This is a genomic window from Massilia genomosp. 1 (assembly GCF_011682185.1).
GTDB classification, from domain to species: Bacteria; Pseudomonadota; Gammaproteobacteria; order Burkholderiales; family Burkholderiaceae_D; genus Telluria_A; species Telluria_A rubra.
Genome location: NZ_WHJF01000150.1, coordinates 1 through 10,672, shown reverse-complemented (window position 1 = coordinate 10,672; position 10,672 = coordinate 1). Strand labels below are relative to the sequence as shown.

The window sequence follows — 10,672 nt, the reverse complement described above, 5'->3', positions numbered from 1 at the left end:
GTTCACCCGCTTGACTGCCCGCTTACCTGCGTCCATTGCCATCTCCCTGGGATTCGTTTGTCACCAGGGATGCATTCTCCAGATCGCCATCGGGTCGCGCAATAACGCCGCTGAGCGACCGCTTACAGCGATACTGCCTACTACATTACTGCCACGCCGGAACTGCTGGGTTTAGCTGCAGCGAACGCCTTCCGTGATGGAGGCTTCGCATGAACGGCCAGCCTTCACTTGCTCGGCATCTCGAGTCGTTCTTCCACGGACGACTGACGCAATAGCGCAATGCCACGCGGGCTACGGTGGCATGGGTAAAATCGGACGGGCCCGGGCGGCCCGGCGGATGAGCCTGCGCGAAGTACACTTCACGCTCCGTGCTGTAACTGGCGCTCCACGTGCGTACCCGGCGCTGCAAGGTACGCAGCAGCGCAGCGTCGTATTGCCCGGGATAGCGGCGCTGCATTTCCTCCAGCAGCGTGGTGGCGGTCAGCGCCGGCGTCGCTTCGAGCAGCGGTACGATCTCGCTCTGCCAGACGGCCTCAAAGGGGTCGGAGCGGGTGCGCGAGGCACGGGCGGGCCTTTGCGACGCAGTCTTCAACGGCATCGAGCCGGCGCGCCGAGCGCACGTTGATGCCGGTCTTCACCGCAGCGACTTCCCCATGCTCGGTAGTTTACCGAGCATGGGCACTGTTTACAAGCGAAACAGTTTACGTCCTCACAGGGGCCACTGCGCCGGGGCGGATGCACACAAGCGCTCCCAGTCCACGCCGGTTACCAGCCACTGCAATTGCTCGGCGCTCATCTGCCAGCATGCATCTTCAGCCTCGGGCCAGACGAACTGGCCACGATGCAAACGGCGCAGGCACATCCAGAGGTCTGTGCCGTCCCAGCACACCACCTTCAGGCGCGTCCGGCGGCGATTGGCAAACACGTAGGCAGTGCCGTCGCACCGCGCTCGCCCCAACGCCTGCTGCACGTGCAGGGGGCCAGTTCACCCGCCTGACTGCCCGCTTGCTTGCTTGCGTCCATTACCATCTCCTTGGGATTTGTTTGTCACCAGGGATGCATTTTCCAGATCGCCAACGGGCCGGGCAATACGCCGCTGAGCTACCGTACTCTCCAGGCCTCGCTTTCAGACATGGCGGTCAGCGAGGCCTTGCCCACCCTGTATCGCGACTATTTCTTCTTCAGATTTAAGTAGGCGTGCGACTCAACAACGGTCGCCAGAATGGAGCGCGAACCCGGCAATTTTTTTAACGTATGTTGAATCTCTTCCCATTTCTGTTGTTGGTAGAGTGATAGCAATAGCGCGTTCAGTGCATAACCTTTGGTGTCGGACTGGACTGTTTTGGTATGGCTTAACACCGTCTTTGCTGCCGCTTCCACGGCCGGCGGATTGCGTGCGGAAAGCGCTTCCATCAAATCGAGCATCGCTCTGTTTGTTTCGGCCTCACTGGCCGAGCACAACTGGGCACGAAGGAAGGCAATTGCTGGCTTGACCTCTTCCATGCTGGTGTTGGGAATGGCAAGACCGGCAAATTGAAGCAAGGCGGCTTGCCAACCGTTTTGGGCGACGGGGTCCTCACAACCGGGTTTGTTCTGCAGGGTTGTCAACACACCAAAATCCACTTGCGACGGCATGGCTGTTTTGGCGCCACCGGCGAAATAGCGGGCTGCAATCCGTCCATCTTCGGAACGCTTGCGCGGCAAATAGTAGCCAGAGCGCTTGTTGTCCGACTCGATGATGGTGCCCATGTAGTTTGCGCCAGGTAGCGGAATGCCGGTCAAATGCAGTATGTCGACATGCTGCCCATTTCGTGTTCGAACAATCTTGGCGCGCAGCGCATTCTGATCCACAAAGGGGAAAAAATCCGAGTTGACAGGTGCGCCGGACGCGCTGAAGACAGCGTGAAGGAATTCGCGGCGGCCAATTTCATGCTTATGCACATCGTCCAGGCTGGACCAGCCGACCCTTGCCATCGCGGCCGCCATCGCCGGATTCTTCATCGCCTGCCCACTGAGTTCGGGAAGCTTGCCATCGGCCTTCGCCACAATCACCATGACCGAGTCAGTTGGTCCATAAATTCGGTAATCAGCAAAATTGTTCCCCAGCGCTTGCATCACGGAGGAAACCAGTATAGGCGAATTGCCGTAGGTAGGCACCCACTGCACCAGTACGCCGTCGTCGGACAAATGACGGCGCATGCGTTTGTAGAACTCGGTCGTGAACAGGTTAGACACGCCGCTGACCCACGAATCGGACGGTTCGGAAATGATCAGGTCGTAGCGACGCTTGTGTGCTGCGAAAAAGCTCTTGGCATCGTCAATATGGATATGGCTGCGTGGGTCGCTGAACACACGCGAGGAGGCGTTGCCAAACAGTTTGGCGCCTTCGACCATGGCACTTTCGATCTCGATGATGTCGAGTTGGGCCAGGTGATCGTTGGCCAGTAACACATTGGCACTAATGCCGGAACCCATGCCGATCATTGCTGCGGTTTTGGCCTGTGGACTCACCAAACTTGGCAGGGCCCCCAGCAGCACTTGAGTCGGTTCGTCAGCCGAGGGGGTGTCCCCTTCCGCCGGCGCATAGCTGGCATCTGGTTTTCCATTGGTGCTGATAACCAGGTTGCGGCCGTCGCGGATCACGTCGACGCTGGCGGTACGCCCATCGCGATGCAGAAGAACTTCTAATGAATCCGGAGAAGCCTTGCTGGCCATGTGAAAAATGCTGGAACTCATCCATTTTGCGTCGAATGCAGGCGCGATGTACGTGCCGATGATGGCCACGCCCATCATGCCAATCGCCGCGCCCCGCCACGTCCTGTTGTTGCCACTGCGGCCCAGCAGATAGATCGCCAGTACCATATCGAGTGCAGCGCCGACGATGACGGCATTTTTCAGCCCCGTAAGCGGCAACAGTACCGTAGAAGCTAACACGACGCCAATAATCGCGCCCAAGGTATTGAAGGCGTACACCCGGCCGATCGAAGATTCCCCGGCACCGCCACGGAACAACACCAAGGTTATCAGAGGCAAGGTCATGCCCGCCATGAATGTCGTTGGAAGCATCACAACAATCGTCATGATATGACTGCTTCCATTAAACATCAGGTAGCCTGCATCGCTTGGCTGCAGGGCCCCGTACAAGGCACTCATGATCTTCATCAGTTCGTTGTATCCGAGTACCGTACTGAGCGCAAGGAGTCCCATGAGCAGTTGAATGATGCCCAACGCAACCACGGGATCTTTATAGCTGTCGATGCGCTTACGTAGCCAGAATCCACCGAGTGCGAGACCGAGGATGAATGAGGACAACATCAATTCAAATGCGTGCGTCGACGCGCCCAGCACCATGCTGAGCATACGGATCCAGCTGATCTCGTAGATAAACGAGGATAGTCCCGTGATCAGTGCCACCAACAGCATCGGGCGTAGCAAGGGAGAGCTTCCGCCCTGCGAAGCAGGGGCACTGCTGAAAAAGAACAGCTTTTTCTGAATCCCATACACGGCAACGGCCAGCGCCAGATTGGTCAGGCCGGCGGTCATGATGGTACCGGGCAGGCCGACGGCATCGACGAGGATGAAGCCGCTGGTTAGCACGCCCACGACTGCGCCAACGCTGTTGGTAAAATAGAGCATGGAAATAGAGCGTCCGGGCGTATCCGGAAACGCGCGCAGGATGCCAACTGACATCAATGGGAAGGTCGCACCCAGCAATAAGGTCTGCGGCAGGATCAGAATGGCGGCAAAGGTCCAGCGAATCAGCTCGACGGCCATGGGAGAGTCGACGCCCGGCAACACCGTATCGAACACAAAGCCGTTCGCCGATAAGAAGACTTTGTGAAACAGCAGGCCGGACAGGCCGATGGCAATCTCGACTATCACATAGGCCAACAAGGGATTCTTGATGCGTCCCATATAGCGTCCCGCGAGCCATGCGCCACCGGCCATGCCTCCCATGTACATGGCCAGCACGAGCGCCTGAGCATAGGCGGCGTGCCCAAGGAAGAACTTGAGGTAATTGGTCCAGATCGCTTCATAAATGAGGCCGGAAAAACCGGAGAAGGCAAATGCCGTGAACAGGGCATATTGGATGGACGCGGTCGGCCGCTGGTTCATTAGCTATCCTTAGGAGAAACAATGGAAAAACCATTCAAGTTTAACAAATACCTCAAGGTCTAAGCGAGAAATTATTGAAATGTATCAATTTTACAGTTTTATCATACCTCGCCATCTGGCGTCAGGGGGTGTTACGTCCTTTGAAATCCCAGGCTCACTCGGGCCTTGAATCCCATGCTCGTCCAGGTCGCTAAGTAAACTTGAACCCATCGCAGCGTGGGACGTCATGCAAAAAAATAGGCCAGTACTCCTCCAATATCGTGTGAAGTTCTCACGTAACACACATACCATCGGGACTTGTTACGCTCGGCGATCCACCGCCTGCTTGCCGGGCATGGCATCGCGCGCATGAGCGGTTCGTCGAGCCAGGCCGAGGAGAAGCGCAGCTTCGTGGCCGAATCGGCCGGCGCCATCTGGTACGGCGATGTCATGCACGGGCCGCGCGTCATCGTCGAGGGCAAGCCGCGCAAGGCCTACCTGGTGTCGCTGTTCGACGATGCCTCGCGCTTGGTCACGCACAGCGCCTTCTGCCTGGGCGAGACGGCGCTCGACATCGAGGGCGTGCTCAAGCAGGCGACAGCTAACCTCTTCCCATGTTGGGTGAGTAGAGGACTTTCACCTCCAAGTAAGTGCGCCCATGCTGGGCGCACCAAAAAAAGCCCCTATTCAGGGGGCTTGTCGGTTGCTCAGCGAATTAACTGCACTCTTTAGGTTTAACCTGATCGCTCAGATTAGAAGTGCATTTCCACCGCCCCGGCGTAGAGTCGCTGTCTGCCGTGCGCGTCAGCGTAATGTAGTTTCCGTCGATATTCGGATTTCCCGTCAACGTACAGGTCAGGGTAGTATCGCCGTCCGAGATGATCGATATGGCAATGGCGCATCGCTTGCTGGACGAGTGGATGCCCACGCTTTCCGGATTTGTCAGCGCTGTGTGGACGCCTTCGGCCAATTTCGCTTCCACAATAATCTTCCCGGCGGAAATTTCTGCCAGCCCAGTTGTGGCTTGTGCCTTGGATACATAGTTTTGGTAGGCGGGCAGTGCCACGCTGGCCAGAATGCCAATAATTGCCACAACAATCATCAGTTCGATCAGCGTGAAGCCCCGCTGGGCACGTTTTAGCTTGCGCATCGATTTCATCGAATTCCTTTATGTAGACGTAATTGCCCTGCATTAAATCTTATGAGAGCACAGCAATTATCGTGCCACGCGATTTTGCCCATTTTTGACTAGGCACAGGCCAATCGCACTGTAAAACGTCAGTTTCCAGTTGGAAATTACAAAATGTGTCAATTCGCTGACAATTTTTAGGCGCGATGGACTCCAATGCCTGAATGCGCCTGCGGCTCACCCTGGCGCCAAGCAGAACACCATGTCCGCTCCGGCCAATTCGATGGCATCCCCATGGTTCAGGCGGCACGGCGTTTTGCCGGGGGAAACCCCATTAATGAACGGCGCCACATTGCCGTCCACATGCGTCAGGTAATAGTCACCGTTCTGGCGCGTAATCGCCACCACCTGCACCCCCGCCTTGCCCAGGGTCGACAGCGGCTTGCTCAGTACCAGCCGCTTGCCGGCGTTCGGACCGGTCTTGACCTCGACCGAACCGAGCAGCTTGGCCGTACCGGCAGGCGCGTCCGGCATCGCGCGCCGCGGTCCGCCGATGAATTCGAGCTGAAAGCGCGCCACGACGATGGTATCGTGATCTTCCAGCATGTGTTTTGCCACCCGCTTGCCGTTGACATAAGTGCCATTGGTGCTGCCCAGGTCTTCCACGAACACATCGTCCATGATGAAGTTGAACGCCGCGTGGGAACCGCTCATGGCCGGGTGCGGCAAGACGATGTCGTTGTCGGGCTTGCGCCCGAGCGTCATGCGGTCCTTGTCGAGCTCGACCTCTCGTATCACCGCCTGATTGCGCGATATGATAATTTTCGCCACTCTTGCCCTCCGGTGGGTGACCCGCCAACGAGAACGGGGAGCTTGCGCTCCCCGTCATTATTCACTACCTTTGCCTTCGCTTACAAATTACAGCATGGCTTTGAGCAAACGCGCCATTTCCGACGGGTTTTTGGTCGCTTTAATGCCGCAGGCTTCCATGATGTCGAGCTTGGCTTGCGCGGTGTCGGCGCCACCGGAAATCAGTGCACCGGCATGGCCCATGCGCTTGCCCGGAGGCGCGGTCACGCCGGCGATGAAGCACACCACCGGCTTTTTCATGTTGTCCTTGATCCAGTATGCCGCATTGCCTTCGTCAGGACCGCCGATTTCGCCGATCATGATGACCGCGTCGGTATCCGGATCGTCGTTGAACATCTTCATGACGTCGATGTGCTTCAGACCGTTGATCGGGTCGCCGCCGATGCCCACTGCCGACGACTGGCCCAGGCCCAGCGCGGTCAACTGACCAACCGCTTCGTAGGTCAAGGTGCCCGAACGCGAGACCACGCCGATGCGGCCCTTGCGGTGGATGTGACCCGGCATGATGCCGATCTTGATTTCGTCTGGCGTGATCAGGCCCGGGCAGTTAGGACCGAGCAGCAGGGTCTTGGAGCCGGCCTTGGCCATGCGGTCCTTGAGCGCCATCATGTCGCGCACAGGAATGCCTTCGGTGATGCAGATTGCCAGGTCGAGTTCGGCTTCGACGGCTTCCCAGATCGCGGCGGCCGCGCCTGCCGGCGGCACGTAGATGACCGACACGTTGGCGCCGGTTTCTTTTTTCGCTTCAGCAACGTTAGCGAAAATAGGAATGCCTTCGAAATCTTCGCCGGCCTTCTTCGGGTTCACGCCGGCAACGAAGCATTCCTTGCCATTCGCGTAATCGCGGCACATGCGGGTGTGGAATTGACCGGTCTTGCCGGTAATCCCCTGGGTGACTACTTTTGTATCTTTATTGATCAGAATCGACATGTTTGTTCCTTCGAATTAGGCTTTATGAGCAGCAGCAGCGGCTACCACGGCCTTGGCTGCGTCTTCCATCGTATCGGCAGCGATGATCGGCAGGCCGGAGTCGGCCAGCATCTTCTTGCCGATGTCTTCGTTGGTGCCCTTCATGCGCACAACCAGCGGCACGGTCAGGGAAACGGCTTTCGACGCGGTGATCACGCCTTCGGCGATCACGTCGCAGCGCATGATGCCGCCGAAAATGTTGACCAGGATGGCTTTCAGGCCTGGATTTTTCAACATGATCTTGAACGCTTCGGTGACTTTTTCCGCCGTTGCGCCGCCGCCCACGTCGAGGAAGTTGGCAGGCTCGCCGCCGAACAGCTTGATGGTGTCCATGGTGGCCATGGCCAGGCCGGCGCCGTTGACCAGGCAGCCGATGTTGCCGTCGAGCGAGATGTAAGCCAGGTCGAACTTCGATGCTTCGACTTCGGCCGCGTCTTCTTCGTCCAGGTCGCGGTAAGCGACGATGTTCGGCTGGCGATACAGGGCGTTCGAGTCGAAGTTGAATTTGGCGTCGAGCGCGATGACCTTGCCGGAACCGGTCAGTATCAGCGGGTTGATTTCGGCCAGCGACGCATCGGTTTCCCAGTAGGCTTTGTACAGGCCTTGCAGCTGAACGCGCGCGTCGGCGATCGATTCAGGCGGCACGCCGATCTTGGCGGAAATCTGGTCCGCTTCGGCGTCGGTCAGGCCGACCGATGGGTCGATCGCGATCTGGTGGATTTTTTCCGGGTTCGAATGGGCAACTTCTTCGATGTCCATGCCGCCTTCGGAGGACGCCATCAGCACCACGCGCTGGCTGACGCGGTCGGTGACCATCGACACGTACAGTTCTTTCTTGATGTCCGCGCCTTCTTCGATCAGCAGGCGGCGCACTTTCTGGCCTTCCGGGCTGGTCTGGTGGGTGATCAGCTGCATGCCCAGGATCTGTTCTGCGTATTCCTTGACTTGTTCCAGCGACTTGGCGACCTTCACGCCGCCGCCCTTGCCGCGACCGCCAGCATGGATCTGTGCCTTGACTACCCAGACCGGACCGCCGAGCGTCTCGGCTGCTTTTACAGCCTCTTCCACGGACAAGCACGGAATGCCGCGCGGTACCGTCACTCCATACTGCCGGAGGATTTCTTTGCCTTGATACTCATGGATTTTCATGCTGGCTTCCCTTCTTCTGATACTGATTTGTAGAAATACGGTTGAAATGCGGAAAAAAACGGGAAAGCGAGGCTAACCCGGTACAGCTTTCGCCACCCAGCGCGGATAGTACACCGCGACGGCGGGACCCTCGGCACGCAGGGCATGGCATTTGTCGATCTGGAACGGCCGTTCCGGCAAGGGATCGTGGCCCGGCCCGTCGCGGGTCTGGATCACGTCGTTGGCATAAGCCTGGATCGCCGCCGTCGGCAGGATCTGGGCCAGTTCGCTCAGGTGCGTGCAGCCAAGCACGCCGGACAGCCGCTCTTTGATGCCAAGGCGAAAGCCCTTCATCAAGGACAGACCGATCAATTTTTTGTAAGCCGGCGCTATGGTATCGCAATAGCCCGGGTAGGGAACGGCATCGGACGCGGCTTCGGCATCGACAATGGTCAGTTCGCGGTTGATGGTGATGCGCAGGTGCAGGTTGTGCAGGGGCATGCCGCCGCTTCTGACGCCAGAGGCCAGGGTGACGTCGCGCACTTTGATGTCGCTGATGCGGGCGTCGAGATCCCACAGGCCATCATCGCGCGCGTACGCTGCGACTTCGATGGCGCGCGTATGCCGCAGGGCGCGAGGGACGGGAGAAGACAGGGGCATGAAGACAAGACCAATGCCGGAAAATGCGGCGTAAATAGTTGCAGCCGGTGTGCACATCGTGCACGTTGCCGCAGCTTCTACGGCAACAACCGCTCATGCGGCGCTGCTTAAACCACAAAAGTTTAGCACATGCGGGAGGCCAGTTGCGCTGCAACATGGTTTTTTGGGGCAAGATGCGCGAAATTTCATCAGTTGGGGGGATTTTTGGTATCGGTCGCGCGGCGACGCATGTGGCCGCTTCAATGAAGAAGATCTTGGGGACGGCCCGTCCAGCGACGCATCAGCCCGTGTCCGTTTGTCAGACCTGACCCCGTTCCTCAGACCTGACCCCGTGCCCGACCCCGTGCCCTGCCTAAGAAGAGCTTGGGGATGGCCGATCCGGCTACGCATCAGCCCGTGTCCGTTTGTCAGACCTGACCCCGTGCCCTGCCCTTGGCAGTGTCGAGCTCGACCTTGACCACTTCCCACGGAAACTTCAGTCCCAGCGCGGACGTAAACAGGGCTTCGACACCAATACTCATTGCGGCTTCCTTAGATTAAACAGTGCTCGTTGCTGTGGATGGGCGCATCACCGCAAGGCGTGTCCATGGTCGTCGCCACGGCATGCCATGACGACGACCATGAACCAGCGTACTGGCCCTGCACAGCGTCAAGGGTTCGCTTCGCCGGGCAGCGCTTCGCGCCGCCCGCCCTTGACCCTGCTCCGGACCGGACATCGACAAGCGCCGCAAGGCGCAGACATTCACAGCGGTAGCCGATATGGTAGCCGAAGTCAACTTCCACTCAAAACGGCATTGGGCCGTTGATACTACCATTGTCGACACTAAGCCGTTACTTCGATATTTTCCAACGAAACATTTCTTTAAAGTCGTCAAAACAGGAATCGCAAATCCAATGATAATTATCTACCGTTGCATAACCAGCCTCAAGGGAGCCGGCAATTTCCAAAGAAAATTTAGCCCCGCAAAATTCACAATGATCATGGTCCCACCCCTTTCTGTATAGCTGATACTTCTTCCTCTGAAGTACGACAGCGGATAGAAATTTTTCTTGTCCTTGTAAGCGCCAGTCATTCATAACTTTCTCACTTCGATACTCGTGTTCCATCCGGATAAATCCTGCCCCAATCTCCATTGGCATCTCTATGATCCCAATGAGGACCAATAGGAGGGGGGTGATTCAGATCTGGCCGTAGGCTCTCGCCAGTTGCAGGGTTCACGTAGTTTCCTTGCTGACTACCAGGAACACTACCAGGCCTGCCTCTCCAATCATAGCCTGGAGGAGCAACTGAGGGGTCGTTCCCTGGATAGTCTGGTGTTGCTGGTGTGCCCGCTGGCGGAGCCGGGGGGACTGCTGGCGTGTTTCCATCACTGTTACCCGAATTCAGGCAAGCGTCTTTGATTCTCTTGATCAGGCGGCTAGTCCCCTTCACGATTCGAGTCATGACCTCCCGAGTTGCCTGATTTTGAACATCAAAAGGTCCTGGATACGTTCGGGGCCTTGGCGACAAACTACCTTCTTCCTGTAGCCCTAATGGATCGACCTTGCTAAGAGGATTTCCTCTTACGTAGCCGTACGTATTGACGCCACCAGCAAGGCCGATCGGATCGCTCTGGATATATCGCCCCGTCTGCGGATCATAATCCCTGAAGTAGTTGTAGAAAAGATTTGTATTTCTATCGTAGTACTGCCCCGGCATCCGCAGATTGAAGGTAAAGGTGCCAACACCGCTCGGATTTTCGTTCGGGGGCGTCAAGCCAAACGGATCACCATTGTCCCAGCGCCAGACAATTTTATTGTCGGGCGTACGTGTAATCATCC

The 10,672-nt window shown here is 57.5% G+C and carries 10 protein-coding genes and 1 pseudogene; 1 reads left to right on the top strand and 10 read right to left on the bottom strand.

The features are described from left to right. Positions 1 to 145: 145 nt before the first annotated feature. From F1735_RS30845 to F1735_RS30835, 3 genes are all read right to left on the bottom strand, one after another. Positions 146 to 598 carry a hypothetical protein gene (locus F1735_RS30845; protein ID WP_167240481.1) on the bottom strand — a complete coding sequence of 151 codons (453 nt, stop codon included), beginning with the start codon at positions 596 to 598 and terminating at the stop codon, positions 146 to 148. 111 nt (positions 599 to 709) lie between these two features. After that, entirely contained in the window at positions 710 to 970 is a 261-nt protein-coding gene (gene tnpB, locus F1735_RS30840; RefSeq protein WP_373888610.1) for an IS66 family insertion sequence element accessory protein TnpB, read from the bottom strand. A 200-nt stretch (positions 971 to 1,170) separates the two neighbouring features. Continuing rightward, entirely contained in the window at positions 1,171 to 4,116 is a 2,946-nt protein-coding gene (locus F1735_RS30835; protein WP_167240479.1) for a spermidine synthase, read from the bottom strand. A 297-nt stretch (positions 4,117 to 4,413) separates the two neighbouring features. Between F1735_RS30835 and F1735_RS30830 the strand changes: the two are divergent. After that, a pseudogene (locus tag F1735_RS30830) lies at positions 4,414 to 4,692 on the top strand (DDE-type integrase/transposase/recombinase); the annotation flags it as partial. 118 nt (positions 4,693 to 4,810) lie between these two features. On the opposite strand, the gene F1735_RS30825 reads toward F1735_RS30830, so the two are convergent. From F1735_RS30825 to F1735_RS30795, 7 genes are all read right to left on the bottom strand, one after another. Continuing rightward, the gene (locus F1735_RS30825; RefSeq protein WP_222853126.1) at positions 4,811 to 5,254 is read right to left on the bottom strand and encodes a pilin; all 444 of its coding nucleotides are present in this window, start codon (positions 5,252 to 5,254) and stop codon (positions 4,811 to 4,813) included. Between the two features lie 207 nt (positions 5,255 to 5,461). Beyond that, positions 5,462 to 6,055 carry an FHA domain-containing protein gene (locus F1735_RS30820; protein WP_167240477.1) on the bottom strand — a complete coding sequence of 198 codons (594 nt, stop codon included), beginning with the start codon at positions 6,053 to 6,055 and terminating at the stop codon, positions 5,462 to 5,464. 87 nt (positions 6,056 to 6,142) lie between these two features. Beyond that, positions 6,143 to 7,024: a succinate--CoA ligase subunit alpha gene (gene sucD, locus F1735_RS30815; protein WP_166894617.1), complete on the bottom strand. Its 882-nt coding sequence runs from the start codon at positions 7,022 to 7,024 to the stop codon at positions 6,143 to 6,145. Positions 7,025 to 7,039: 15 nt separating this feature from the next. Beyond that, positions 7,040 to 8,212 (bottom strand): ADP-forming succinate--CoA ligase subunit beta, encoded by a 1,173-nt coding sequence (gene sucC / locus F1735_RS30810; RefSeq protein ID WP_166894615.1) that lies wholly within the window; start codon positions 8,210 to 8,212, stop codon positions 7,040 to 7,042. A 72-nt stretch (positions 8,213 to 8,284) separates the two neighbouring features. After that, a complete protein-coding gene (locus F1735_RS30805) occupies positions 8,285 to 8,851 on the bottom strand; it encodes a DUF2889 domain-containing protein (protein WP_167240483.1) in 567 nt (188 codons plus the stop codon). Between the two features lie 831 nt (positions 8,852 to 9,682). After that, a complete protein-coding gene (locus F1735_RS30800) occupies positions 9,683 to 9,928 on the bottom strand; it encodes a hypothetical protein (RefSeq protein WP_167240475.1) in 246 nt (81 codons plus the stop codon). Positions 9,929 to 9,935: 7 nt separating this feature from the next. Continuing rightward, positions 9,936 to 10,672, bottom strand: a 737-nt coding sequence (locus tag F1735_RS30795) for an RHS repeat-associated core domain-containing protein (protein WP_229506044.1), incomplete at its 5' end; no start/stop codon positions are given.

What these genes read in the sequence shown, in the direction of transcription:
- F1735_RS30845 (WP_167240481.1), bottom strand. Translation starts at nt 598, where the DNA reads ATGCCGTTGAAGACTGCGTCGCAAAGGCCCGCCCGTGCCTCGCGCACC.
- F1735_RS30835 (WP_167240479.1), bottom strand. Translation starts at nt 4,116, where the DNA reads ATGAACCAGCGGCCGACCGCGTCCATCCAATATGCCCTGTTCACGGCA.
- F1735_RS30825 (WP_222853126.1), bottom strand. Translation starts at nt 5,254, where the DNA reads ATGAAATCGATGCGCAAGCTAAAACGTGCCCAGCGGGGCTTCACGCTG.
- sucD (WP_166894617.1), bottom strand. Translation starts at nt 7,024, where the DNA reads ATGTCGATTCTGATCAATAAAGATACAAAAGTAGTCACCCAGGGGATT.
- sucC (WP_166894615.1), bottom strand. Translation starts at nt 8,212, where the DNA reads ATGAAAATCCATGAGTATCAAGGCAAAGAAATCCTCCGGCAGTATGGA.
- F1735_RS30805 (WP_167240483.1), bottom strand. Translation starts at nt 8,851, where the DNA reads ATGCCCCTGTCTTCTCCCGTCCCTCGCGCCCTGCGGCATACGCGCGCC.
- F1735_RS30800 (WP_167240475.1), bottom strand. Translation starts at nt 9,928, where the DNA reads ATGAATGACTGGCGCTTACAAGGACAAGAAAAATTTCTATCCGCTGTC.